The organism is Slackia sp. CM382 (genome assembly GCF_000293015.1).
Classification (GTDB): Bacteria; Actinomycetota; Coriobacteriia; order Coriobacteriales; family Eggerthellaceae; genus Slackia; species Slackia exigua.
In genome coordinates this window covers 53517-80179 of the sequence record NZ_ALNO01000007.1, presented here as the reverse complement: position 1 = coordinate 80179, position 26663 = coordinate 53517, and the positions used below count along the sequence as shown (strand labels likewise).

Here is a 26663-nt window from a genome sequence, read left to right as displayed (position 1 = left end):
ATCGGTGCGCCTGACGATTCGCTCGCTGCAGCGAAGGGATCGTCGGCAGGCCGTAGGTGCCGGCGGGCCGCGGTTATTTGAACGTGCGTATGAGGTCCATGACCTCGTCGAGCACGTCCGTATTGCCGGCTTTGACCTGCTCGACGACGCAGGTTTCCAGATGATCGTGCAGGACGAGCTCCGATACGCGCCGCACGGCGGCCTCTGCGGCCGCGAGCTGCATCAGCACGTCGCCGCAGTAGCGGTTGTCGTCGATCATATTCTTCACGCCATTGAGCTGGCCGATCGCACGATTCAACCGCTTCTTGAGATCCTCTTGGAACTCAAGGCTCCGCTCGGTGTCTTTATGTCGGCACCCGCATGCATGGGTGCTTGCAGCGTTTTCTTCTTCATCGGCCATGCGTGTTCTCCATCTACGTCGTCGTTACCCCATGGGGGTATATGCACACTATACTCCCATCGCAAGGCATTCATGGGAACGACACGGAGAAGCGGCCTGCGTCGCAGGTCGATAGGCGGCAGGGGCTTTTGACACGCCATGGGAGCCGAAGACGTTGCCGAGAGGCGTACGCGCGGCACGCTGCCGGGAGCATGTGCGCACCACGCCGCCGCCAGGCACGCACGGCCTTGACGAAGAAGGGCTCGACGCCGGCGGCTGTCGGGATGGCTATTCCCCGTACACGTACGGCCTTCGTGCGATGGAGAACACATTAGGACCGGTCACGACGACGTTATCGGCCGAACCCGAGCAATGCACCACTTCCCGCGGCGTGCCGTCGTCATTCACGCTGAGCACGATGCCCACGTGATTGAGGGCTCCTGCGTTCGTTCCCGCCAGGAAGAGAAGGTCGCCTGGTTTGACTTCGTTCCACTTGACAGGATAGGAATTCCCGATCTGCTCGGAGGTTCCCGTCCCGATGTAGCGCGCTGCAGCGGGATCGCCCGCCGCATTCACGAAGGCCCACTCGACGAAGCCGGAGCAGTCAAGTCCTATGGGCTCGATCGAACCGGTGGCCGTGCTTCCCGCGCTCGCGACGATACCCGGGCTTCCCCAGCTGTCGTTCCAGCCGACCGCCCGGCTCTTGCCTCCCCAGAAATAATCCACCTTGCCCTCGAGGGACAGAGCAGCTTCGAGAACCGCCCTGCGGCCATAGGAAATCCCGTCAGGAATACGTGCATCGATGGCCGAAAGCTCGTCTTCCGTGAGTTTCGAAGAGATCGCGCCCTCCAGCATCGTGCCGACCCCGGCACCGGTATCCGCATCGGACAGATTCTGCGCACGAGCTATCTCTTCGTCGGAAAGCCCCAGCGACTTGCCCGTCTCGGAGAGGCCCAGCATTTCCGCTTTCAGTCCGCCCGAGGGCGATGCAGTGACGCGGTTCGCAGCCCAGTAGACGCTGCCGAGGAGTTCGGCGTCGGCGGCGGAATCTATCGTGACGCCGTAAGGAAAGCCGTCGGTCTCGCCGCGCATGACCGCGTAAATCGCGAGGACATCGCGCTCGCCCGCGATACGCGCGTCGCGAAAGCCCGGCATAATACGGGTTGCCGCAAGGAATCGAACGGACTCCGCATCCTTCTCGAGACCTATTTCAAGCAACCGCATCTCCCAAGCGGTCGAAAGGCTGCCCCGCAAGTCGACGTTTCCCGACGTCGCCCATGACGGAACGGCATAATCGATATTCCATGTCTCGGACACGCGCGAACCTTCGTGCTGGCCATCGGTCGCTTCGCCCCGCTCCGAGCACCCGCCGGCCCCGTGCGTATCCACCGATTCGTCTCCAGATTCTTCGGCAATGGAGGTGTCGGGCTGATCCGTGGGTTCCGACGGCTCGGCAGGATCTTGAGACGGAGTCTGCGGCTGGGCATCGGAGCTCGCACCGCCCCCGGAATCGCCCTCGGGCGCAGGCTTCTTCTCATCCGAAGCTCCGTTGCCAGGCGCAGGATCCTTTTCCGTCGATCCCTCGTCGGATGAAGGCTTCTGCGCGACGGGATCGTCGGCGGGCTTCTTCTCATCATCAGGAACAGCGCCGCCGTTCGAAGGCCCATTATCCGGAGCCGTCGCGTCCCCGTCTGAATCGGCCGTCGCGTTCCCCTCCGGCTGGCCAGCCTTTTCGTCAGACGCATCATCCGCCGCAGCCTTCTGGCCGTCGGTCGCCGCAGGTGCCTCGGCGGTATCCGGATCTTCATCCGCCGCAGGAGCCGCGACCTCGGTCGGGGAGACCGCCGCATTATCGGTATCCGCAGACGCGACCACCGTATAGGCTGCCACGAGAACCAACGCAACCGCCGCAATGAAGAGCGCGGCCGAGATCCTCCATATACGCGGAACCATATACCCTCCCCAACCTGGATATGCCGTCCAATCGCCGACATCGCCGCGGCGCTGAAGAAACCTAGAATGCCTCGACGCTAACTTACAGAAAAACCCGCGCGAAGGCACGGGCCTGCTCCGTCAACCTTTAATCCGGCTTCGGATGCCAAAGCCGTCAACGCCTTCCTTTGCCAGGCCGCGTCATCGAATGCACGCTCTATCGCGCCTGCCGCCCGGCGCTTCGCCTCCGGATCGGCCTCTGCATAGATATTCAGCGTCATCGCGACGTTCGCATGCCCGAGAAGGCTCGCCACGGTACGGACGTCCACGCCCGCGCCGACCATGAACGTCGCGAAGGTATGGCGCAAATCCCGAAATGTGCATTCGAAACCGTTGTCGCGGCAGAATTGAGCGAAATCCCTGCCCAGTCGATCAGGGTTATAAGGTTGATCCCCCGATTCGCCCGCACCGACGATATAACCGTCCGCGGAAGCGCCGCCCTCGCTCCGATTCGCTTCTAAAAATGCACCCTTCAGCCTTCCAAGGGCCTCGTTCGTGTCGCTCGCCAGAGGAATGGTGCGAATGCCGCTCAACGACTTGGGCTCCTTGATGTAGAACCCTCCCTCGGCGTTGCCAAGCGCCCTGCGGACGGTGAGGGTTCCTCGGCTTGAAAAATCCGACCACTTCAGAGCGCACACCTCGCCCCTCCGCATGCCTGTCGTCAGGGCGATCTCGATCGCGAAACCGAGAGGGCTATCGTCCTGCCTGGCCAGATAGAGCATCCGAGATCTTTCCGCACGATCCAAGGCGATGAAGCGCGATCGCATCTGCTTGGGAGGCTTGCAGAAGTCGCAGGGGTTCTTGTCGATCGCTCCTTGGCCGACGGCGAACTTCAACGCCTGGCTCAACAGACGGAACGCCTTGCTGCACGTCTTCGGGGCATAGCCGTCTTTGACCATCGACGCCATCCAATCGCTGACGGCCATCACTTCCACGTCGGAAACGGTGCAGGTGCCGATATAACGCACGATGAGCCTTGCCACCGCGTGATAGTCCCGCACGGTCGACCGTTCGATGACGCCGCTGCGTTCCTTCATGCTTACGAAGAAGTCGATGTAGTCGCATATGAGTCGATCGCCGAAGTTCGTCTGTTCCGACATGCATACGCTGTGATTGACGATACCTGCTGAACCCATACCTGGTCTCCTTCCATACGCGCGGGAAGCGGGCATCCCCATCCTAGGAGAAGACGGCCGATACAAGGACGCAAGGCTTCCCGTATCCAGGGAATCGCGGCGCACGGCGTCCGCCAGGAGCGATCGAAGTCGTATGTTACCTTGATTTCCCCAGTTCAGAACCACAACATACCTATGCTCCGCGGCCCATCCTGTCACACTGCTCTATGAGGACCGCACGTAAGCCGAGCGCCAAGGATATGAAAAGAAGCATTTGTCGACGGTAGATGGCAGGCAGCGGCGAGCGGCGACGATAAGCGGCAGTGGGCCGGGTGGCGGCGAAGAGCGGGCGGGCGTCAACGATAGGGACGATAGGTGGGGGGGTGAAAAGTGAAAACCTCTCTACTGCCAAAATATCAAAGCTTAGTATACCCTATAGGGGTATATTTTCAGCACATATGTTGTAATGACAACTTAATTTCATCTCATTGGGGGCATTTTCGTTGTGAATACAACAAAACTAGTGCCCGAGATTCTCTAAGCAGCGATTTTTTGTCATCAGCATCGAATTCGATGGTCGAAAAGGGGCTATACCCCCCCCTTTTTTTTTCTCTCTCTCCTTTCGAAGCTTTTAAAGGATTGCCGCACCGACTCGATTACCTTGTCGGCACGGCATAGCCAAGACGCCAACGAGCGATTCCGATTGTCAGTGTCCTTGCGGCATGCGAATCTTCATGCTCGGTATGCCCTGTCAATGCAGCGGCTCGTTACGGCAAATCGTTATAACGCCTGATGCCGAAGGCAACTCGCCAGATGCGGGATGTCATCCGCTCGCCGCGACTCGTTACGGCGGCTCGCTAGAGCAGGACGCTCGTCGCAGCGGCTCGTTGAGGCAGCTCGCCGCGCAATTCGCGACAACCCGTTGCGGATCGCCATGGCTCGTACGACAGCCTGCTGCAACTCGCCGCAACTCGTTACGCACTGCAGCTCGCCATGGCTCGTTACTAAGGCTCGCAGCGACCTGTTACGACCCGCTATCCGTTCAAAGGCGCCGCATTCTCGACCATGTCGATGAGCTCCTGTTGGGAATGGACGCCGAGCTTCGCATAGATGTTCGCCACATGGGTCTTCACCGTATTGCGCGACAAGACCAGCTTCTCCTAAACATACGCCGCGTTGCGCCCACGCGCGAGGTATCCCATGATCTCGTGCTCGCGCGGCGTGAGTCCGCAATCCGATGCAAGGACGGCGCACGAACCCGCCATATCGAAGGTCGCACCTTCAGGAAGGGTCGACAGCTCCTTCAGGGGCCGTACGCCGTCGATCGTCTTTTGAAAGCTGAACTCCTTCAGCACGATCAAATTCACGGCGACGAACACCACCAGCACCGCAACCATGCCGCATGACAGCCAGAGCGGCTCCGTCTCGGTATTCATGGCGTGGCCCGCGAGCGCGCCGACCCCTCCCATGCGCGGCCGCGCCGTTCGAACCCCCTCGGAACCTGAGTCGATTACAGATCGAATCCCTCGGAGAAACGGGGATGCGGCCGGGTCCCTCATGTCGCCCTCGTCATACAGATCGAACCTTATGTGAGAAACGGGCTGCGGCTCAAGCCGCGGCCCGTTTCCTGCTGTAAGCATCCGAAGGACGACGACATCAGCCTCCGACGGCATCAACCGCCAACGACGCCGGTCGAAGGTTCTCGAACGCGCGGCCGGCCAACCCCTCCTAGGTGCGGCCGCAGCATTCGAACCCCCCCTAATCCACCGCAGGCGGTTCTACTTCGCAGACATAGCCTTCGGCGATATCCGCGTCTATGGTCACCTTCGCGCCCTCGAGCACGTCGCCTGCGATGATCATGTTCGCGATGCGGTCGACCACCTCGCGCTGGATCAAACGCTTGAGCGGACGGGCGCCGTACACCGGATCGAACCCGTCGATCGCGAGCTGTTCGATGGCGGCAGGCGTCACGTCGAGCGTGATGCGACGATCCTCAAGACGCTCGCGCACAGCCTTGAGCTGAAGCCTGACGATGGGCTCCATTTCCTGCGACGACAGCCCGTTGAACGTGATCACGTCGTCGATACGGTTCAGGAACTCGGGCCTGAAGGTCTGGCTCAGCGACTCGTTGATCTTGCGGTGAAGCTCGGCCAGCCGCTGGGCGGCGGTGCTCACGTCGGCCTGCATCATGTCTTCGACCATCTTGCCCATGGACTCCTCGGCCTCGCGCGCGCTGTACTCGCGGATCGACTGGCTGCCCACGTTCGACGTCATGATGATGATCGCGTTCTTGAAGCTGACCTCGCGGCCCTGGCCGTCGGTCAGCCGGCCGTCGTCCAGAACCTGCAGCAGCACGTTGAACACATCCTGGTGGGCCTTCTCGATCTCGTCGAGCAGCACCACGGTGTACGGCCTGCGGCGCACCGCCTCGGTCAGCTGCCCGCCCTCGTCGTAGCCCACGTATCCCGGAGGCGCCCCGATCAGACGCTGGACGCTGAACTTCTCCATGTACTCGGACATGTCGATGCGCACCATGGCCTTCTCGGTATCGAACAGGTATTCCGCAAGCGCCTTGGCAAGCTCGGTCTTGCCGACGCCGGTCGGGCCGAGGAACAGGAAGCTGCCGATGGGGCGATTCGGATCGGAAAGCCCGGCACGGTTGCGGCGAATGGCGCCCGCGACCGCGTGCACGGCCTCGTCCTGGCCGATGACGCGCTCATGCAGACGGTCTTCGAGATCGATCAGCTTGGCCATCTCGCCCTGCATCATCTTCGTGACGGGGATGCCGGTCCATGCGCTCACGACCTCGGCGATCTCCTCTTCGGAGACCTCTTCCTTAAGAATCGCGCCGTCGCCCTGCTTCGCCGCCACCGCGGTTTCGGCCTCGGCGAGCCGGCGCTGCAGGTCGGGAATGCGCGCATAGCGGATCTCGGACGCCCTGGACAGATCGCCCTCGCGCGTCGCCTGCTCCTCTTCGGTATGCGCCTGGTCGATCTCGGTCTTCAGGCGCTGGACGCTTTCGATCACGTCCTTCTCGTTACGCCATTCGGCCTTGCGCGCATCCAGCCACTCCTTCGACGTGGCCATCTGGCGACGCAGCTCCTCCAGACGCTCCTGAGATGCCGCATCCTCTTCCTTCATGAGGGCCTGCTCTTCGATCTGCATCTGCGTGTACTTGCGCTCGGCCTGGTCGATTTCCTGCGGCATGGAATCGATCTCGATGCGCAGACGGCTTGCCGCCTCGTCCATCAGATCGATCGCCTTGTCGGGAAGGAACCTGTCGGAGATATAGCGGTTCGAAAGCTCGGCCGCCGCGACGATCGCCGAATCGGTGATGCGCACGCCATGGTGGATCTCGTACTTCTCTTTGAGCCCGCGCAGGATGGCGATGGTGTCCTCCACCGTCGGCTCGCCGATGAACACCTGCTGAAAGCGGCGCTCGAGGGCCGCGTCCTTTTCGATGTACTTGCGGTACTCATCGAGCGTCGTGGCGCCGATGGCATGGAGCTCGCCGCGCGCGAGGGCCGGCTTGAGCATATTGCCCGCGTCCATCGAGCTGTCGCCCGTGGAACCCGCACCGACGATGGTGTGCAGCTCGTCGATGAACAGGATGATGCGCCCCGCCGACTGCTTGACCTCGGAGAGCACGGCCTTCAAGCGGTCTTCGAACTCGCCGCGGTACTTCGCGCCCGCCACCATCTGCCCAAGATCAAGCGCGATGAGGTCGCGATCCTTCAAGCTCGTGGGCACGTCGCCCGCAACGATGCGCTGGGCAAGGCCTTCGACGATGGCCGTCTTGCCGACGCCCGGCTCGCCGATGAGCACGGGGTTGTTCTTGGTGCGGCGGGAAAGCACCTGGATCGTGCGGCGGATCTCGTCCGAGCGCCCGATGACCGGGTCGAGCTTGCCCTCGCGCGCCATCTGCGTCAGGTTCTGGCCGTAGGTGTTGAGCGCATCGAGCTCGAGCTTGCTCGACTGATCCGTCACGCGCGCGTCGCCGCGCAGATCGTCGTAGGCCTCTTCCACGCTCTTATGCGTGACGCCCGCCATGTTGAGGATCTTGCCGGCCTGGCCCTTGTCGTCGGCCAGCGCGATGAGCAAGTGCTCGCTCGTCGCGTAGCTGTCTCCCATCTTCTCCGCGATCTTCACGGCATTGTCCAGCACCTTCAGAAGGTTCTGGGTGGGCATGGGCATCCCCATGACGCCGCCCGTGACCTTCGGACCGTTCTCGATCGCCGTGTTGACGTTGATCTTCAGCTGCTCGGGGTCGGCCCCCACGCGCTTGACGATGGCGGAAAGGTTGTTTTCTCCGGAATCGAGCAGGGCCTTCAGCAGGTGGATGGAATCGACCTGTTGCGTATCGGCATCGCCTGCGATGCCCATCGCGCTCTGGAACGCCTCCTGGGCGGTAATAGCGAGCTTGTCCAATCTCATGATCGAACGCCTCCTTTTGACATATCTTCTAACCTGCAACGATGCCGCACATGCTCAGACCATGCGGCATATGCGAACGGCCACGTCCGCAACCAGGCCGCATCGTCATCGCCCCGCCGCGCAACCTGGGCGTTTCGCATAAGCGCGGCCATGGGGTTCAATAATCCAACCCGCCCATGCGACCGCTTCCGAGCCGCCGCACGGGAGATGCAGTCTGGGGAAGCTGCGCCTGCGGCAGCATGAGCGCGGTCACGTCGGCGCGCGTCTCGAGTTCGTGCACGCGGTCGGCGAGACGACGGACCTTCTTATGCAGATCGTCGATCTCGTCGTCGCGCTCGTCGAGGCGCCCCTTCAGATCGAGGATGCGGATGACGCCCGCGAGGTTGATGCCCTCGCTCGTCAGCTCGTTGATAAGCTCGAGCCGATCGATGTCGGCCTGCGAGTACATACGGGTGTTCCCGCTCGTACGCTGGGGCGTGACCAGCCCTTTCTGTTCGTAGATACGCAGCGTCTGGGGATGGACCCCGGCAAGCTGGGCGGCCACGCCGATCATGTACAGCGGCCTGTTCCTATCTTCCATATCCGTCTCCCGTCTAGGCACCGAACGCGGCACGGACCTGAACGCCCGATACCTGCTCGGCTTCTTTCAATGCTTCGAAGGCCGTGCGCTCGGCCGCGGAAAGCGTGCGGGGAACCGTCACGCGAATCGTGCAGCGCAGAGACCCGCGGGCACCGCCCTTGACGTTCGGGGCGCCCTTGCCGCTCAACTTGAGCTGGGCTCCATCCTGCGTTCCGGCGGGAACCTTGATGCGGACCTTCGTGCCGTCGGGCGCAGGCACGACCACCGAAGCGCCCAGCGCGGCTTCCGAGACCGTGACAGGAACGTCCATCGTCACGTCGGCGCCATCGCGCGCGTACAGCGGATGCGAGCCTATCTTCGTGGTGATCAGCAGATCCCCTGCGGCACCGCCAGCTTTTCCCGCTGCGCCCTTGCCGTGCAGGCGGATGCGGCCGCCGTCCACGGCTCCTGCAGGAACGCGCACGTCGAGCGTCTCGGACGAACCGTCGGGAGCCTTCACGCTCACCTTCTTCATGCAGCCGGAAAAGGCCTCGTCGAACGTCACGTTGAGCGTGAGGTTCATGTCGCGTCCGCGCATCGGGCGCGCGGCTCCCGGTTGCCCGAAGCCACCGAAGCCCGCGCCGCCGTACGGCGAGCGCCCGCGTCCGCCGAACCCGCCGAAGATATCGTCCAGGTTCCAGTCGGTTCCGAACGCCCCTTCGCCACGGCGCATGCTTTCAAGAATGTCTTCCCATCCGCCCATGCCGGCGAACGGATTCTGCCCGCCTGCGCCGTGGGGGATGCGCTGCGCATCGGCCGTGCCGTAGCGGTCGTAGACCTTGCGCTTCTTCTCGTCGCTCAGGACCTCGTAAGCTTCGTTGATCTGCTTGAACCGCGTCTCATCGCCGCCCGCATCCGGATGATGCGTGCGTGCGAGCTTGCGAAACGCCTTTTTGATCTCGTCTTGCGTGGCGCTGCGCGCAACGCCGAGCGTCTTGTAGTAATCAGGCGTCTGAGCCATGACAACGCCACCTCCTTCTCAGTGTTCGGACATGTATTGAAAAGCGGGCCCGAACAGCCCGCTTCCCCTTCGTCTACTTGTGCTCCGATGCGTCCGGCTCGGGCTCTCTCTTCGGTCCGCCGCTCGAAATGGCGACCATCGCCGAACGAATGACCTTCGATCCCATGCGATAGCCCTTCTGGTACACCTGCGCCACGGTCTCGTCGGGAACCGACGGATCGGGCACGGTGGCGACCGCCTGATGGGCGAGCGCGTCGAACGGTTCTCCGACAGGATCGACTGCCTTGAGGCCGTGCTTCTCCAGAACGCCGGCAAGCTTGGCGCCGATGGCCTTCACGCCGTCGAGCAGGCCGGTCTCGCCGTTCTGCTCGGCATGGGAGACGGCGCGCTCGAAATCGTCGAGAACGGGGAGCACGTCTTCCATCAGGCGCTCGGTCGCGCGCTTGCGAATCTGGTCGTTCTCTTCGGCGGTGCGCTTGCGGAAGTTGTCCCAGTCGGCCTGAAGCCTCAGGTACTTGTCGCGCATGGCCGAGGCCTCCGCGCGCGCCTGCGCAACCTCCTGATCGCTCGTCACGGAAGCCGACGCCTCGGCAGGTTCGTCGCCTTCGACCTCGGCGCCGTCCTGAACCCAGGCTTCGACCTCGTCGGCGAAGGACGGCTCGGCGGCGGGAGAGGCCTCGTCCCCGGAAGGGGCGGCCTGTTCGGCCGCCTCGTCTACGGGTTCATCGGTGCCGTCGATGGGAATCTTGCGCGGATCGGAGCTCTTGCCGTCTTCGGTCATGGCTATTTCCCCTCGTCGGTCTTATCGTCCACGACTTCGTAATCGGCTTCGATCGGACCGTCATCCTGAGCAGGAGCCGCGCCCGCGGCGCCCGGAGCGCCGGCCTCGGCCTGCTGCGCGGAGTAGACGACCTCGGCCAGCGAGTATCCGACCTGCTGCAAACGTTCGCTTGCGGCCTTGATGGCCTCGATGTCGGAGCCGGAAAGCGCGCTCTTGGCGTCTTCGATGGCAGACTCCGCCTCCGACTTCTTGTCGGCGGAAACCTTGTCGCCCAGCTCGTCGAGCGTCTGCTGCGTGGCGTTGACCAGGGAGTCCGTATTATTGCGGACTTCGATCTCTTCCTTGCGCTTGGCGTCTTCGTCGGCATGGGCCTCGGCGTCCTTGACCATGCGGTCGACTTCGTCGTCGGACAGCGCGGTGGAGCCGCTGATCGTGATCTGCTGCTGCTTGCCGGTGCCCAGGTCCTTGGCGGAGACGTTCACGATGCCGTTGGCGTCGATGTCGAACGTGACTTCGATCTGCGGCACGCCGCGACGGGCCGCGGGGATGCCGGTGAGCTGGAAGCGGCCGAGCGTCTTGTTGTCGTTGGCCATCTGGCGCTCGCCCTGCAGGACGTGGATCTCGACGGACGTCTGGTTGTCGGCGGCCGTGGAATAGACCTCGGTCTTGCGGGTCGGAATCGTGGTGTTGCGGTCGATCATCTTGGTCATGACGCCGCCGAGCGTCTCGACGCCGAGGGACAGCGGCGTGACGTCGAGCAGCAGGATGCCTTCGACATCGCCGGACAGGACGCCGCCCTGGACGGCCGCGCCGATGGCGACGACCTCGTCGGGGTTGACGGACATGTTCGGCTGCTTGCCGGTCATGTTCTTGACCAGCTCCTGGACGGCAGGCATACGAGTCGAACCGCCGACGAGGATGACCTCGTCGACTTCACCGGCACCGAGGCCCGCGTCGGTCAGCGCGCGGGAGACGGGCGCCTTGCAGCGCTCGAGCAGGTTGCGCGTGATGCGCTCGAATTCGGCGCGGGTCAGCGTGTAGTCCAGATGGACCGGCTGGCCGTCGACGGCGGTGATGAACGGCAGGTTGATATTGGCCTGGGTGGTGTTGGAAAGCTCCATCTTGGCCTTCTCGGCCGCTTCCTTCAGACGCTGGAGGGCCATCTTGTCGGCACGCAGATCGACGCCCTGGTCGGCCTTGAACTTGGTTGCCAGCCAGTCGATGACGCACTGGTCCCAGTCGTCGCCGCCCAGGTGGTTGTCGCCCGCGGTGGAGAGAACCTCGAAGACGCCGTCGCCCAGCTCGAGCACGGACACATCGAACGTGCCGCCGCCCAGGTCGAAGACCAGGATCTTCTGATCCTTATCCACCTTGTCGAGGCCGTAGGCCAGAGCCGCGGCCGTGGGCTCGTTGATGATGCGCTTGACATCGAGGCCGGCGATCTTGCCGGCGTCCTTCGTGGCCTGGCGCTGCGCGTCGTTGAAGTACGCGGGGACGGTGATGACGGCTTCGGTGATGGTGCCGCCGACCTGCTTCTCCGCGTCGGCCTTCAGCTTCTGGAGCACCATCGCGGAAACTTCCTCGGGCGTGTAGGTCTTGCCGTCGATGTCGATGACCGCACGGCCGTCCTTGCCGCGCACCACCTTGTACGCGACGGTCTTCTGCTCCTCGGAGGTTTCGGAGAAGCTGCGGCCGATGAAGCGCTTGACCGAGGAGACGGTGTTCTCGGGGTTGGTGACCGCCTGGTTCTTGGCGGCCTTGCCGACGACGCGTTCGCCGTCCTTGCGGAAGCCTTCGACAGACGGCGTGGTGCGGTCGCCCTCGGCGTTCACGAGAATGGTCGGCTCATTGCCTTCCATGACGGCCATGGCGGAGTTCGTGGTGCCAAGGTCGATGCCCAGGATCTTTCCCATATGTATCAGTCCTCTCATATCCGCATCCCGCATTCGGGACGCTGGCGGGGTTCCGGTCCGCCGACTGTTTCTGACCTAAATAAAACGCCATGGCTGCCGGCCTGAACGGATCCCGCCGGCCAACCCTTTGGCGCGATGCAAATATATTATCTAAGTGTGTTACTGTCAAGTTTTCTCACAAGTAATCTGACATGTTACTTAACTGTCAGAAAAGATGATTTCCTGAGCGTACGCAGCATGGATGCGGAAGGAGGGATTATCGGGAATGCGCACCTGGGCCGGGCATGATACTCTGAAACGCACATGAGGCGCGCCTCTTCCCCTTGCTCGAAAGGAGCTGCCATGATCGAACTCGATGATAAGAAGGTCCTCTACGCGTTCTCTTCCGAACTCGCCCCGGCCCTGACCGTCGAATCGGGCGAAACCGTCCGCATCCGCACGAAGGACTGCTTCGGCAACCAGGTTCGAAGCGAAGCCGACACGCTCGACTCCATCGATTGGGATGCCATCAATCCCGCGACCGGACCCGTCTTCGTGAAGGGCGCCAAGGCGGGCGGCGCGTTGAAGGTCTCGATAGAGAACATCGAGCTCGATGCGCAGACCGCTTCCTGCACGGGAAAGGGCGAGGGCGCCTGCGGCGACCTGTTCGATGCCTGGAGCACGCATTTCTGCAAGGTGGACGGCGATTCGCTCGTCTGGAACGATGCGGTCTCCTTCCCGCTCAATCCGATGATCGGCGTCATCGGCGTGGCACCCGCGGGCGCTCCCGTCAACTGCGGCACGCCCGGCAGCCACGGCGGCAACATGGACAACACCGCCATCACGACGGGCGCGACGCTCTATTTCCCCGTCGCCTGCGAAGGCGCGCTGTTCGGATGCGGAGACATGCACGCGGCCATGGGCGACGGCGAGGTGAGCGTATCGGGCGCGGAAGTGGCCGGCTTCGCCACCGTCACGCTGACCGCCCTTCCCGAGCTTTCCCTGAAGAATCCGGTGATCGAAAACGCGACGCACTTCGGCACCATCGCCTCGGCCGCCACGATGGACGAAGCCGCAGAAATCGCCGTGCACGACATGGTGGAGATCGTCGCCGAGCGTACCGACATGTCGGAAGCAGACCTGGTCATGCTGTTCTCGCTCGTCGCCGACGTGCAGGTCTGCCAGTTCGTCGATCCCGAGAAGACCATCCGCTTCATGGTGCCCAAGAGCGTGCTCGACCAGATCGGGTTCTCGTTCTAGAAGCCCTGGCGCCCGTCCGCCGGAATCGAAACGGCCTGCCTCCCGGCAAGGGAGGCGGGCCGTTCTGCATCGCGTTATTCGGCTTCCTTCGCAGGCGGTTCCGCGTCGGCGACCATCAATGCGCAGACATCCTCCGCATAGGCCGCCGGATCTTCGATCGGCAGCCCCTCGACCAGCAGCGCCTGGCCGTAGAGCACGTTCGCATACAGACGCACCTTTTCCGCATCGCCCGCTGCCTGGGCGGCCGCAAGCGTCGCGAACACCGCGTGATCGGCGTTGAGCTCCAGCACGCGCGAAGCCTTCATCGGCTCTTCGCCCGGCATCCGGTTCTGCGCGAACACCTTCTCCATCTCGAGCGATATCGGGCCCTCGGCGGTCACGCAGGCGGGCGCATCGGTCAGGCGCGACGAAACGACCACCTTCGACACGGCGTCGCCGAGCGCATCTTTCATCGCGGACAGGAGGCCGGCGTTGTCCTTCGCGGACTGCTCGGCCGCTTCCTTCTGCTCGTCGCTCGCCAGATCGAGATCCCCGCCCGCCACGTTCGCGAACGGCTTCTCGGCATAGTCCTGCATGGCTTGGATGCAGAACTCGTCGACCTCGTCGGTGCAGACCAGAACATCGAACCCTTTCGCAAGCACCGACTTCACGACCGGGGTCTTGACCACGCGATCGATCGAGTCGCCGGCGGCGTAGTAGATCGATCCCTGGTCGGCACGCATGCCCTCGACGTATTCATCCAGCGTGACCATTTTCCGCTGACGGGCCGAATAGAACAGGAGCAGATCGGCGAGCTGGCCCTTCGCCATGCCGTACGAGGTGTAGATTCCCAGCTTGATGCTGCGACCGAAATCGGCGAAGAACGCCTCGTAGGTTTCGCGATCCGTATCGCGCATGCCGGCGAGCTCGGATTTGATCTTCTTCTCCACGCGCTTGGCGATGGCATGGAGCTGGCGATCGTGCTGCAGCGTTTCGCGCGAGATGTTGAGCGTCAGGTCGTCGCTTGCCACGACGCCGCGCACGAAGCCGAAATAATCGGGCAGAAGCTCTTCGCACTTGTCCATGATCAGGACATTCGAACTATAGAGCGCAAGGCCTTTCTTGAAATCGCGCGCATAGAGGTCGTAGGGCGGACGGCTCGGAACGAACAGCAGCGCATCGTAGGTCAGCGCGCCTTCCGCATGCAGGGAAACCGTACGCAACGGATCGGCGAAGTCGTGGAAATCCGCCTTGTAGAATTCGGCGTATTCCTCGTCGGTCACGTCGGAGCGCTTGCGCTTCCAGATCGGCACCATGGAATTCATGGTCTCGAGCTCCGTGTACTGCTCGTATTCCGTCTTGTAGTCGTCGCCGGCATCTTCGGGCTTCGGCAGCGGGCGCGACTTCGAGACCTCCATGCGGATGGGATAGCGCACGTAGTTGCTGTATTTCTTGATGAGGTCCTTGAGCGCGTACTGGCTCAGGAAGGAATCGTAATCGGCCTCGTCGGTGGAGGGCTTGAGCGTCAGGATGACGTCGGTGCCGTGGCCTGCGCGCTCGGCAGGGGATACCGTATAGCCCTCGATGCCGTTGGATTCCCAGGCGAAGGCCTCGTCGGATCCGTACGCCTTCGACACGACGCGCACGTGGTCGGCCACCATGAAGGCCGAGTAGAACCCGACGCCGAACTGCCCGATGATATCGATCGCGTCGGCCGGCGCGGAAGCTTCCGCCGTCGCGCCTTCAGACGCCTCGGGCGCGGAGGCTCCGTCGGCGACGGTTTCGTCGTCAGCGGCGTCGCCTGTGCCCTTCGACTTGGGATTCTCGGTCTTGAATTCAAGGCTCCCGGAATGAGCGATGGTGCCCAGGTTGCGATCGAGCTCTTCGGACGTCATGCCGATGCCCGAGTCGGAAACGGTGATCGTGCGGGCATCCTTGTCGAAGGACACGAGAATTCCCAGTTCATCGGCCGCCAACTGAATATCGGAATCGGTCAGGCTCTTGAAGTAGAGCTTATCGACCGCATCGGAGGCGTTGGAGATGAGCTCGCGCAAGAAGATCTCGCGGTTCGTATAGATCGAGTTGATCATCAGATCGAGGAGCTTCTTGCTCTCTGTCTTGAATTTGCGCATGGAGAAAACGACCTTTCGCGTGACATACCGTTTGGCACTCTTACCTCTTGAGTGCCAAAGCAGATTGTAGCCCCGCGATTCACCACGTCAAGAAACGTCGCCGAATCGCAACCTTGCCGCATCGAAAGGAACGCGCACCAGTCGGCGGAGGGATGCCGCAGGACATGGCGGAAGGCGACGTGCAGCTTCGATTCTGGAGATGCCTGGTTTGAACCCGAAGGAGCTTTCCGGCGATTCCTCCAACCCCCCCCAATTCTTGCATTCCGAATCAAGGGGCGCGACGCCGGATCTCTCTACGCGTCCGGCCCCTGCGCGTCGGTCCGTGGCTTCCCGGCCTTCGATTCATCGGCCTTCGCCGATCGCCACAGCTCTTCGAGCTCGGCGGCATCGCGCCCTTCCAGCGCGTCGGAGCCACCGGCTTCCGCTTCCATATGGGCCCATCGCGCACGGAATTTCGCGTTCGACGCGCGCAGCGCGCTCTCGGCATCGATGCCGCGCCACCGCGCGACGTTCACGAGCGCGAACAGGACGTCGCCGAATTCGAGCGCGGCCTCCTCGGGAGTCGCCGCCGCCTTGAATTCCGCGACCTCTTCGGCGACTTTGTCCCATACACCCTGCTCATTGGACCATTCAAACCCGACGGCCGCCGCCTTGCGCGAAATCTTCTGCGCCTGCAGCAGCGCCGGAAGGTTCTTGGGCACCGCGTCCAGCAGCCCGTCGGACGCCCGCGCGGCCGCACGTTCGGAAAGCTTCACCTGCGCCCAGATTGCCTCGACATCGGCCGCCGTCCCGGCATGCGCGCCGCCGAATACGTGCGGATGGCGGCGAACGAGCTTGTCGTCAAGGTCTTTGCATACGTCATCGATGGAAAAGGAGCCTTCTTCCTCGGCCATGCGGCTCTGCAGGAGAATCTGCATCAGCACGTCGCCGAGCTCTTCGCGCATGTGGTCGACGTCGCCCGCTTCGATCGCGTCGACGGCCTCGTACGCTTCCTCGATCATGTTCGCCGCGATGCTCTCATGCGTCTGCGTGCTGTCCCAAGGGCACCCCGTTTCAGGATCGCGGAGCGCGGCGATGGTTTCAACGAGCGTGTCGAACGCGGGATGGGTCGAAGCGTGCGGATGGGATTCGGTCATGGGAGTCCTCGGCGAACGTCAGTCCTCGACGATCTCCGTGATGACGCCCATCGGGCATTCCTCGACGCAGTCGCCGCACGCGATGCACGCCTCTTCGTTCTCGATCGTGACGACGCCGCCTTCGATGGCGAGGACGTCCTGCGGGCATTCGTCCACGCAGATGCCGCAGCCGATGCATTCATCGATTTCAAATACAGGATGAGACATGATGAGCTCCTTACCCCCTTGGTAAAACATGCAGGCCGCGCACCCAGATACGCAAGGGGCGAAACGGCAAGTGCAAGATACCATGGGGCACGGCATTTGCAACCTCTGTTGCGAAATTGACTCCGAACGGCATGCGTGCGTCAGAAGGCCGTCAACCGAGCCTCGACCTGAGTCGCTTGAGCAGCGCCCAGTCGCGCTGCTTCAGCCGATCCGAGGCCAGGTCGTCGGAAAACGAGGAGAAGGCCGCGACGGGCCGACCGAGCAGCGATCCCTCCGCATCGAGCCTGACCTGGCTGCGATAGGCCTCTTCCAAAAGGCGCGCCGCCTGCTCGTCGAGCACGACGAGCGCCACCGGATCGAGCGCTTCCACGAGCCTGAACGCCTCCGCCGCGGAAAAACCGCCTACGGAAACGAACGATACGGCGTCGTATCCGATCCGCGGAGCAGACGCGCTAATCGCGGACTTCGCGGCATCGGAAGGCGTTTTCCATGAAAGCGCGCACAGGTAGGCATCCGGATCGCCCTCGATGGCCGCCGCGTAGGGCGCCAGGTCGCGATCGCGTGCGCGGGAAAACGTATTACTTTTGAGAGGTTTTTTCACTCCGTTTTTCCTTTTATCACGTTCATCTGCTGGTTCAAGGAGCACAATAGCACCATACGACAACCAAAGGAGGCAGCCATGTGCACCAACGGAGTCAACACCGGCCAGTTCGAGCAGATGATCGAGCAGATCGACGACCATCTGAAGCTTGAGCGCCGCTGGACCCATAACCTCGGCCACACCGCCGGCGACGCCGGCTTCGCGACCGTATCCGAAAAGCTGCATGAAGCCATGTCCATGATCGACGACGTGCGCGCGCTCCTCGACGAAGCGAAGGATGCCCTCGAAGACGACGCGAGCACCGCAACCGGCGTGACCGTCGAACTGGTGTAGGCATGGGGCGCGACTTGATGAGGTTCTCGGTCGCGATGCCCGAGGACCTTCTGGTCGAATTCGATAAGCTCGTCGCCACGCGCGGGCTCGCGAAGAACCGCAGCGAAGTGGTGCGCGACCTCGTGCGCGAAGCGCTTGCCGGCCAGGCAAGCGGCGAGCCCGGCGAAGAGGTCATGGGCACGCTGACGATCGTCTTCAACCATCACGCGAGCGACGTGCGCGAGAAGCTCGATTCCATCCAGCACGACTACCTCGACCAGATCATCACGAGCGTGCATGTGCATATCGACCATGAGCTCTGCATGGAGGTCGTGATCCTGCGCGGCGAAACCGATGTGATCCAGGCCATATCCAACCTGATCCTCGGCACGAAGGGCGTCCTGCACGGCAACCTGGCCATCACCGCCACGGGCCGGAACCTCATCGGCCTCGACAGCGGCGCGGCGCATGGGCGCGATCACGTCCATGCGCACGACGATGCAGCCGACCACGACGAAGACGCCTTCCCCGCGCGCGGGTTCGAGCGCGGGAACTTCAATGCCGCAGGCTACGGAGCAATCGCGTCCGACCAGGGACTCGCGGGAAACCCGCAACGCCCGCACCCGCGCGTCCGCATGCACGGATCCGCGCGCAAGTAGCGCATGGAGAGGGCCGCGACCGGGCCTTCAAAGGGGGATTATGAGAGAGGCGCTTGACATACGCGTCCACGGCATCGTCCAAGGCGTCGGATTCCGTCCGTTCGTCTATCGAGCCGCGAAGCATAACCTTATCGACGGATGGGTCTTGAACGGCATCGACGGCGTGCGCATCCACGCCGAAGGAGAAGCGTCCGATCTGGACGATTTCGTCCTGGAGCTTTCGGAGCACGCTCCCGCCGCATCGCGCGTCGAAGAGATCCTGCTCGACGAAGTCCCGCTCGAGGGCTTCGATTCCTTCGAGATCCGCCATTCGGACGAAACGTCCTCCGATGCGACGACGCTCATCTCGCCCGACCTTGCCACCTGCGACGACTGCATCCGCGAGCTCTTCGACCCTGCCGACCGGCGCTATCGCTACCCGTTCATCAACTGCACGAACTGCGGGCCTCGCTACACGATCATCGATGCGCTGCCCTATGACCGCCCGTCCACATCCATGGCGGCGTTCCCCATGTGCCCGACCTGCGCGCACGAATACGCCGATCCCGCCGACCGGCGCTTTCACGCCCAACCCGACGCCTGCTTCGACTGCGGTCCCCATATATATTGGAAGGAAGCGGCCGACGCTGCGACGCCCGCGGATGCAGACGTGCATGAAAACGCGGATACGGATGCACGAACCAGGACGCTGCGCGACCGGCATCCCGAACTCGAATGGGGAAGCGACCTGGCGGCAGGCGATGCCATCATCGAACGAGCCTGCTCCTGGCTGCACGACGGGCGTATCCTCGCCGTCAAGGGGCTCGGCGGATTCCACCTGGTCTGCGATGCCGCAAATCCTGAAACCCTTGCCGAGCTCCGGACGCGCAAGCGCCGCGAGGGCAAGGCCTTCGCCGTCATGGCGCCTTCGTTGGACGCCGTCCGCGCATGCTGCGCCGTGTCCCCTGAAGAAGAACGCCTGCTCGTAAGCCCGGCGCATCCTATCGTGCTGCTCAAGAAGAAGCCCGGCGCCGTCTTCGCCGCAGGGCTCGCCGACGATCTCTCCGAGCTCGGCGTCATGCTCCCCTATACGCCCCTGCAGCACCTCATGCTTGCAGAATTCGGGTCGATGCTGGTAATGACTTCGGGAAATGTGCATGACGAACCCATCCAGACCGACGACGAGGCCGCATGGAAGGCCCTTGCCGGCATCGCGGACGCCTTCGTCGGCAACGACCGCGCCATCGAGACCCGCTTCGACGACTCGGTCGCACGCGTCATCCGCGTGGGAGGCGATGCCGCCGTGCAGCTCATACGACGCGCCCGCGGCTTCGCGCCGATGCCCATCAAGCTCGCGCGGCCCGCGAACGGCACAGGGCAAGGGCAGGAACATGCCGATACGCCGACCATCTTCGCCGTCGGGCCCGAGCAGAAGAACGTCCTCTGCCTCCTGCGCGGCGACGACGCATTCGCAAGCCAGCATATCGGCGACATGGAAAACGCCGAGACCTTCGATGCCTGGCTCGAGGCCAAGAACCGCCTCGAGCGCCTCTTCGACGCGAAGCCGACCGTCATCGCACGCGACATGCATCCCGAATACCTGACGAGCAAATGGGCGGACGAGATGCGCCGCACGCACGGCATACGCGTCATGGACGTGCAGCACCACCATGCGCACATCGTGTCCGCCATGGCGGAGCACGACATCGACGACGCGGTCATCGGCGTCGCGTTCGACGGGACCGGATACGGATTCGACGGCGCCATCTGGGGCGGCGAAATCCTGATCGCGAACCGCGTCGACTTCGAGCGCTTCGCGAACCTCACGTACGTCCCGATGCCCGGCGGCGCGGCCGCGGTGAAGCATCCTGAACGCATGGCGTTCGGCGCCCTGTGGGCCTTCGACCTGATCGACCATCCTGGGGCCCGCCCCTTGGAAGACAGGCTCGGAGATGCGGCGAACGTCTGCGCGTCCATGATGGAGCGCGGCTTGAACGCGCCTTCGACCTCGAGCGTCGGGCGCATCTTCGACGCGCTTTCGGCACTCGTCGGCATCTGCGCGCACGCGCGGTACGAAGGCGAGGCCGCCGTGCTCTTCGAAGCCGCCATCGACGGATGCGAGACGCGCGACGCCTACGAGATAGCCATCGTCAAGAATGCCGCGACCGCGGAAAGCACCGCGCACGACACGAGCGTCGTGCTGCTCGACTCCGAGCCGCTCTTCCGCGGCGTCCTCGACGATCTGGCGGCCGGCACGCCCGTACACGTCATAGCTGCGAAGGCCCATAACGCCTTCGTCCAGGCGATCGTCCAGACGTGCCTGCTCGCCCAGGCCGCCTACGGCATACGGACGGTCGTGCTCTCCGGCGGCGTCTTCATGAACCGATATCTCATCGAACACACGATCGAATCCCTGATGGAAGCAGGATTCACCGTCGTGATCAATCGCGAGCTCCCTCCCAACGATGGAGGCCTCTCCTACGGACAGGCGGCGGTCGCATCCGCACGCCTAGGAAGCGAGTAAGACATGTGCCTAGCGATCCCCGCACGCATCACCGAATTCAAAGAAGGCAATATCGCGACGGTCGACATCCTCGGCGTGACCCGCCAGATCTCCGTCGACCTGACGCCCCAGGCCATGCTCGATGACTACGTCCTCGTGCATGCCGGCTTCGCGATCGAAGTCGTGAGCCAGGAGGATGCCCAGGCCACGCTCGATCTGATCGACCAGATTCCCGAACTCGTGGATGACATGGAGTGACGCCATGTTCGATTTGAACACGTTCAAGGATCCGAAGCGTGCGCGCAAGCTCATCGGCGCCATCGAGGCCGTCGCGCCCGAACACGCCACGCTCATGGAGGTCTGCGGCACCCATACGGTATCCATCGCGCGTTTCGGCATCCGCAACGTCATGCCCGCAGGCACGCGCCTGGCGTCGGGCCCCGGATGCCCGGTCTGCGTCACCGCGAACGAGGACATCGACGTCGCCATCGCGCTCGCGCGCACGCCCGACGCCATCATCACCACGTTCGGCGACATGACGCGCGTGCCCGGCAGCACCTCGTCGCTCAATAAGGAAAAGGCCCAGGGCCGCGACATCCGCGTCGTCTATTCGCCCCTCGACGCGCTCGCCATCGCGAAGGCCAATCCCGACCGCCAGGTCATCTTTCTCGGCGTCGGATTCGAAACCACCACGCCGCTCGTCGCGATCGCCATCAAGCGCGCGAAAGCCGAGGGGCTGGCCAATTTCTCGGTCTACGCAGCGTGCAAGAACATGCCCAACGCGCTCGATGTCCTGATGGGCGATCCCGAGCTCAAGGTCGACGCGCTCATCCTGCCCGGGCACGTAAGCACGATCATCGGCATGGAACCCTACCGCTTCCTCGCGGAGAAATACCGCATCCCCGGCGTCATCGCCGGCTTCGAGCCGCTCGACATCCTCGATGCGCTGCTCATGATCTTCCGCCAGCTGTCCGAAGGCCGCGCGGACATCGAGAACGCCTATGCGCGCGGCGTCATGCCGCACGGCAACGAAGTCGCGCTCGCCGCGATCGACGAGGTGTTCGAGACCTGCACGGTCTCGTGGCGCGGATTGGGCCCGATCGAGGGGAGCGGCTATCGCATCCGCGAGGAATTCGCCGCGTACGACGCGATGCGGCGCTTCGCCCCCACCGTCGAAGAGACGCGCGAGCACAAGGGCTGCCGGTGCGGCGACGTGCTGCGCGGCATCATGACCCCCGCCGAATGCCCGCTGTTCCGCAAGGCCTGCAGCCCCGAGAATCCGATCGGTCCCTGCATGGTCAGCTCCGAAGGGTCCTGCGCGGCCTACTATCGGTATTACTGAGCCTGCCTGCGCATGCGCGCAGTCGGAAAGGACGGAAGATGAAAGACGAAACGGTCCTGCTCGGCCACGGGTCGGGCGGTTCGATGATGAAACGCATCATCGACGACGTCTTCGCGAAGGCGTACGGGTCCGAGGAGCTCGCCCAGGGCGACGACGCCGCGACGCTTCCCGCGCCGGCGCCGGGAGAGCGCCTGGCGTTCTCGACCGACACCTTCGTCGTGACGCCGCATTTCTTCCCCGGCGGCGACATCGGGCGCCTTGCCGTCTGCGGCACCGTCAACGACGTGGCCACGAGCGGCGCCGTGCCGAGGTATCTCTCGATCGGCATGGTGCTCGAAGAGGGCTTCCCGATGTCCGATCTGGAACGCATCTGCGCCACCATCGCACGCACGGCCGAAGAAGCCGGCGTGCACGTGGTCACGGGCGACACGAAAGTCGTCAATCGCGGGCACGGCGACGGCATCTACATCAACACCGCGGGCATCGGCTTCATTCCCGAAGGCCGCGACCTCTCGGGCGCCTCGTGCAAGCCGGGCGATGCGGTCATCGTATCGGGCACCATCGGCGACCACGGCATCACGATCATGAGCCAGCGCGAGAACCTTTCGTTCTCCACTGCGCTCAAAAGCGATGCCGCACCCCTGAACCACTTGATCGCACGCGTGCTGGATGCTGCGCCCGACGTACGCTGCTTCCGCGATCCGACCCGCGGCGGCCTTGCATCGACGTTGAACGAGTTCGCCGAGCAGAGCGGCGTGGATATCGTGATATCGGAAGACGACGTACCCATCAAGGATGCCGTCCGCGGTGCCTGCGACATGCTCGGATACGACCCGTTCCAGGTCGCCAACGAGGGCAAGATGGTATGCGTCGCGCCGGCCGACCAGGCGCAGGCCGTTATCGACGCCATGCGCGCCGGCCGTTACGGCGAAGATGCCGCCGTCATCGGCACGATCGAGGAAAGCCGTCCCGAACGCGGGCACAAGGTTCTCCTCGAAACGGGCTTCGGCAGCCGACGCATTCTGGACATGCTCGTCGGAGAGCAGCTTCCGCGCATTTGCTAGAGGCGTCCGCCCGTATCTGCTACCCTTAACGCCATGCGACCCGAAGCGCGCTATCAAGATGCCTCGTCGCAGGGGCGGCCAGGCGACCCGCATGCGCCTGCGACGGAATCGAGGAAGAATGCTCACGTGCCAGGATGAAACGACCTACCCTTCGGCGCGAACGCTCGTCAGAAACAAGGTCGCAGGACGGCTCTTCGCGAAAGACGCCTCGCTGTACGCTTTCGACGAGGACGCCTGCGAGAGCGCCGGGCATTTCATGGGATGGACCGACCTCGGCACCCGTCCGCCGTTTCCTATCGCCAAGATCCAGGAATTCGCCGATCAAGCGATTGCAGGCGGTTTCCGTCACGTCGTCCTCATCGGCGAAGGCGGCTCGACGCAGGCGCCGATGACCATCACCAAGTACAACAAGCCCGACTACAACGCGCTCGATTTCAAGGTGCTCGACAGCATCTCCCCGGTGCGCGTGCGCGCAACGTTGGCCGCGATCGACATCGAACGCACGCTCGTGCTGGTATCCAGCAAATCCGGCACCACGATCGAGATGCTGAGCAACCTCGACGTCGTCCTCGACGCGTTCCGCACCTATATCCCCGAAGAGAATCTGGGCAGCCATTTCGTCGCCATCACCGACCCCGGCTCTCCGCTCGAGCGCATGGCGCACGAGCATTCCTGGCGCGCATGCTTCCTCGGCGAGACGAGCGTGGGCGGACGTTTCAGCGCCCTGTCGGTCTTCGGCCTGGTGCCCGCCGCGCTCGTCGGCATCGATCTGGAGACCTTCGTGAGCCATGCGAAGGAAGCCGAGCGGGTCTGCCGCATGAACCGGCCCGCCAACCCGGCTATCGCCCTTGCCGCGTTCCTCTATGACGGGTACCGGCAGGGACGCGACAAATTCAGCCTGCTCACGCCTAAGCGCGGCCGCGTCTTCGGCCTTTGGATCGAACAGCTTGTCGCCGAGAGCCTCGGGAAGCGCGGCGTGGGCATCCTGCCCAACATCGAGCTCGATGCCCTCGTGCTCGCCCACGACCATCACGACCGAACCGTCATCTCGTACACCACCAAAACCGACCTCTGGGACGAGCGCATGAACTTCGCAACGGCGCTCTCCTACATCGACGAAGCCATCCCGACGCGGGCATACCGCATCGAAAACGTCTCCGACCTGGCAGAACACTTCGTGATGTGGGAATATGCCATCGCCATGGTCGGCTACCTGATGAAGGTCTGCCCCTTCGACCAGCCCGACGTGGCGGCAGCCAAGACCGCGACGCTCGCGATGCTCGATGGGGACGAAGGGGCAGAGGCGTCGTCGACGTCGTTCGAGGATCGCTATATCGAACGCATCGATATGGGAAAGGTGCTCATCAACGCGAGCGACGCGCTCGATCTGGAAGAGAAGACCCTGGCATGCGCGCTGCGGACGCTCTTCGCCTCCGTAGGACCCGGCGACTACTTCGCCATCGATGCCTTCCTGCCCTTCGACGGAGAAGGGCGGCGCGAAGCGCTCGAGGGCATCCGCCACCACGTGGCCGACAAGCTCTGCGTGCCCTCGTGCCTGGAAATCGGCCCGCGCTACCTGCATTCGACCGGACAGCTGCAGAAGGGCGGCGCGAACAACGGCGTGCTCCTCATCGTGTCCTCCGACGAATGGGGAGACATCCCGCTCGAGAACCTGCCGGCCCCTACCCTCGGCACGCTCGCGAAAGCACAGGCCAACGCCGATTTCGATGTGCTCGCGCAGCGCCGACGCCGATGCCTGCTGCTGCACCTCCCGAATAATTCGGGCACATCGCTGCGCGCCCTCAAAGACGCCGTCTGCGGTGCCATCGAGGACATTCTGCGCGAGCGGGCTGCACCCTCGCAGGACTGAGCCGATGCCGTGGCCCACGGCGTCGGCGCTCCATGCGCCTGTTCGAGACCACCTGCCGTCACCAAACGGGGAGTGCCGTCAAATATGGGAATTAAATTCCCATATTTGACGGCACTGGATATCGATGAGATAATGCCCTTCTGTTGCCGGGGAGGGCATCTTATGTACATAAAGCGCGAAATCGAATCAACGATCGATGCAATGCTGAAGCAGGGAAAAGTTGTGCTTGTGACCGGCGCCCGTCAGGTCGGAAAGACAACCATGCTCAGGCACCATCTCAACGACGCCTTCAGCTATGTTTCGATGGAGAACCCTAGGGACTATCTCCTTGCCAAAGAGGATGCTGCCCTGTTCTTCGAGTCGAAAACCCTCCCGCTTATCATCGATGAGGTGCAGCGCGTGCCAGAGCTCTTCTCTCCGGTGAAATGGGTTGTTGATCAATCGGAGGAGAAGGGGCGCATCGTCCTCACCGGCTCGCAAACATTCCACCTCATGAAGGGCGTGAGCGAGTCTCTGGCGGGAAGAATACGGATTCTGGAGATGCCCGGTTTAAGCCTGAGGGAACTCTCGAGCAATTCCTCCGACCCCCATCCCTACATTCCGAAGATGGTGGACGATTCTGCAAATCCATCCTCGGCAGACGTTTGGGATGTAATCCATCGGGGCTCGATGCCGGAGCTGCAGGACCCCGACATTGACTGGGATCTCTTCTACGCCGACTATGTCGCTTCCTACCTCGAGCGCGATGTCCGCGCGCTCGTCAACGTGAAGGACGAGGCGAAGTTCTACAGCTTCATGATCGCATGTGCGGCGAGGACCGGTCAGCTCCTGAATGCCTCCGACATTGCAAAAACCGTCGACGTGGACCATAAGACGATCAAAGCCTGGCTCTCGGTTCTTCAGGCTTCCAATATCGTGCGCGTTATCGAGCCGTTTTGGCCGAATATTGACAAGCGCCTGACGAAGACTCCGAAGATCTTCTTTATGGACACCGGTCTCGTATGCCATCTAACCAGGTGGACAACGCCTGACCAGTTGCGAAACGGTGCAGCGGCGGGACACGTATTCGAGACGTTCGTCGTTTCCGAGATCCTGAAGAGCTTCATGAACTCAGGAAAAAGCTTGCACGACATCTGGTTCTACCGCGACGCCAAGAAAAGGGAGATCGACCTGATCATCCAAGATGGGCGTACCCTGCATCCCGTCGAGGTGAAAACATCAGCCACGGTGAGAAGGGATGCCGTGAAGAATTTCGCCTACCTTGAAAACCTTTCCGGCTACGAGGTAGGATTCGGACACGTTGTGTGCCAGACTCCGGATCCGTATCTCATCACGCGAACCGTCCAGGCAGTCCCCATCTGGAAAATCTGATCCTTATTCATTTCTCGCTATTGCGTCCTGAAGCGGGACTCAGTGCTGAGCTTTAGGTGAGTTCGGACTTTGGAA

The 26663-nt window shown here is 62.9% G+C and carries 23 protein-coding genes; 9 read left to right on the top strand and 14 right to left on the bottom strand.

Annotated elements, in window-relative coordinates:
- Positions 1 to 73: 73 nt before the first annotated feature.
- The 10 genes from HMPREF1155_RS03095 to dnaK form a co-directional block, all read right to left on the bottom strand.
- Positions 74 to 400 (bottom strand): metal-sensing transcriptional repressor, encoded by a 327-nt coding sequence (locus tag HMPREF1155_RS03095; protein ID WP_009077192.1) that lies wholly within the window; start codon positions 398 to 400, stop codon positions 74 to 76.
- A gap of 267 nt (positions 401 to 667) precedes the next feature.
- A complete protein-coding gene (locus tag HMPREF1155_RS03090) occupies positions 668 to 2332 on the bottom strand; it encodes an NlpC/P60 family protein (protein ID WP_009077383.1) in 1665 nt (554 codons plus the stop codon).
- Positions 2333 to 2409: 77 nt separating this feature from the next.
- A complete protein-coding gene (locus HMPREF1155_RS03085) occupies positions 2410 to 3507 on the bottom strand; it encodes a site-specific integrase (RefSeq protein WP_009077194.1) in 1098 nt (365 codons plus the stop codon).
- A gap of 1013 nt (positions 3508 to 4520) precedes the next feature.
- Complete coding sequence (locus HMPREF1155_RS09090) at positions 4521 to 4634, bottom strand: helix-turn-helix transcriptional regulator (RefSeq protein ID WP_009077166.1); 114 nt, start codon at positions 4632 to 4634, stop codon at positions 4521 to 4523.
- Between the two features lie 12 nt (positions 4635 to 4646).
- A complete protein-coding gene (locus HMPREF1155_RS03080) occupies positions 4647 to 4955 on the bottom strand; it encodes a hypothetical protein (protein WP_009077482.1) in 309 nt (102 codons plus the stop codon).
- A 289-nt stretch (positions 4956 to 5244) separates the two neighbouring features.
- On the bottom strand, positions 5245 to 7920 hold the full coding sequence (gene clpB / locus HMPREF1155_RS03075; protein WP_009077175.1) for an ATP-dependent chaperone ClpB: 2676 nt from the start codon (positions 7918 to 7920) through the stop codon (positions 5245 to 5247).
- Positions 7921 to 8077: 157 nt separating this feature from the next.
- Complete coding sequence (locus HMPREF1155_RS03070) at positions 8078 to 8500, bottom strand: heat shock protein transcriptional repressor HspR (protein ID WP_006362362.1); 423 nt, start codon at positions 8498 to 8500, stop codon at positions 8078 to 8080.
- A 13-nt stretch (positions 8501 to 8513) separates the two neighbouring features.
- A complete protein-coding gene (locus HMPREF1155_RS03065) occupies positions 8514 to 9500 on the bottom strand; it encodes a DnaJ C-terminal domain-containing protein (RefSeq protein WP_009077158.1) in 987 nt (328 codons plus the stop codon).
- 73 nt (positions 9501 to 9573) lie between these two features.
- Complete coding sequence (locus HMPREF1155_RS03060) at positions 9574 to 10281, bottom strand: nucleotide exchange factor GrpE (protein WP_009077320.1); 708 nt, start codon at positions 10279 to 10281, stop codon at positions 9574 to 9576.
- Between the two features lie 2 nt (positions 10282 to 10283).
- Positions 10284 to 12194, bottom strand: a complete 1911-nt coding sequence (gene dnaK / locus HMPREF1155_RS03055) for a molecular chaperone DnaK (RefSeq protein ID WP_009077434.1) — start codon at positions 12192 to 12194, stop codon at positions 10284 to 10286.
- 342 nt (positions 12195 to 12536) lie between these two features.
- Between dnaK and HMPREF1155_RS03050 the strand changes: the two genes are divergently transcribed.
- The gene (locus HMPREF1155_RS03050; RefSeq protein ID WP_009077470.1) at positions 12537 to 13433 is read left to right on the top strand and encodes an acetamidase/formamidase family protein; all 897 of its coding nucleotides are present in this window, start codon (positions 12537 to 12539) and stop codon (positions 13431 to 13433) included.
- Between the two features lie 74 nt (positions 13434 to 13507).
- Here the strand turns inward: HMPREF1155_RS03050 and htpG are convergent, their stop codons facing one another.
- The 4 genes from htpG to HMPREF1155_RS03030 form a co-directional block, all read right to left on the bottom strand.
- Positions 13508 to 15544: a molecular chaperone HtpG gene (gene htpG / locus HMPREF1155_RS03045; RefSeq protein WP_009077283.1), complete on the bottom strand. Its 2037-nt coding sequence runs from the start codon at positions 15542 to 15544 to the stop codon at positions 13508 to 13510.
- Between the two features lie 293 nt (positions 15545 to 15837).
- A complete protein-coding gene (gene mazG / locus HMPREF1155_RS03040; protein ID WP_009077127.1) occupies positions 15838 to 16680 on the bottom strand; it encodes a nucleoside triphosphate pyrophosphohydrolase in 843 nt (280 codons plus the stop codon).
- An 18-nt stretch (positions 16681 to 16698) separates the two neighbouring features.
- Positions 16699 to 16887, bottom strand: coding sequence for a 4Fe-4S binding protein (locus tag HMPREF1155_RS03035; protein ID WP_009077179.1), 189 nt, complete (start codon positions 16885 to 16887; stop codon positions 16699 to 16701).
- A gap of 151 nt (positions 16888 to 17038) precedes the next feature.
- Positions 17039 to 17488 carry a hypothetical protein gene (locus HMPREF1155_RS03030; RefSeq protein WP_009077519.1) on the bottom strand — a complete coding sequence of 150 codons (450 nt, stop codon included), beginning with the start codon at positions 17486 to 17488 and terminating at the stop codon, positions 17039 to 17041.
- 78 nt (positions 17489 to 17566) lie between these two features.
- On the opposite strand from HMPREF1155_RS03030, the gene HMPREF1155_RS03025 reads away from it, so the two are divergent.
- From HMPREF1155_RS03025 to HMPREF1155_RS02990, 8 genes are all read left to right on the top strand, one after another.
- A complete protein-coding gene (locus HMPREF1155_RS03025; RefSeq protein WP_006362373.1) occupies positions 17567 to 17821 on the top strand; it encodes a hypothetical protein in 255 nt (84 codons plus the stop codon).
- A gap of 17 nt (positions 17822 to 17838) precedes the next feature.
- The gene (nikR, locus tag HMPREF1155_RS03020; protein ID WP_009077186.1) at positions 17839 to 18459 is read left to right on the top strand and encodes a nickel-responsive transcriptional regulator NikR; all 621 of its coding nucleotides are present in this window, start codon (positions 17839 to 17841) and stop codon (positions 18457 to 18459) included.
- 40 nt (positions 18460 to 18499) lie between these two features.
- Entirely contained in the window at positions 18500 to 20962 is a 2463-nt protein-coding gene (gene hypF / locus HMPREF1155_RS03015; RefSeq protein ID WP_009077289.1) for a carbamoyltransferase HypF, read from the top strand.
- Positions 20963 to 20965: 3 nt separating this feature from the next.
- On the top strand, positions 20966 to 21199 hold the full coding sequence (locus tag HMPREF1155_RS03010; protein WP_006362376.1) for a HypC/HybG/HupF family hydrogenase formation chaperone: 234 nt from the start codon (positions 20966 to 20968) through the stop codon (positions 21197 to 21199).
- 4 nt (positions 21200 to 21203) lie between these two features.
- Positions 21204 to 22283, top strand: coding sequence for a hydrogenase formation protein HypD (hypD, locus tag HMPREF1155_RS03005; protein ID WP_009077273.1), 1080 nt, complete (start codon positions 21204 to 21206; stop codon positions 22281 to 22283).
- 38 nt (positions 22284 to 22321) lie between these two features.
- Complete coding sequence (gene hypE / locus HMPREF1155_RS03000) at positions 22322 to 23347, top strand: hydrogenase expression/formation protein HypE (protein WP_009077510.1); 1026 nt, start codon at positions 22322 to 22324, stop codon at positions 23345 to 23347.
- 118 nt (positions 23348 to 23465) lie between these two features.
- Entirely contained in the window at positions 23466 to 25217 is a 1752-nt protein-coding gene (locus HMPREF1155_RS02995) for a glucose-6-phosphate isomerase (RefSeq protein ID WP_009077363.1), read from the top strand.
- A gap of 84 nt (positions 25218 to 25301) precedes the next feature.
- Positions 25302 to 26588 (top strand): ATP-binding protein, encoded by a 1287-nt coding sequence (locus HMPREF1155_RS02990; RefSeq protein ID WP_238319072.1) that lies wholly within the window; start codon positions 25302 to 25304, stop codon positions 26586 to 26588.
- The last annotated feature ends 75 nt before the right edge of the window (positions 26589 to 26663 follow it).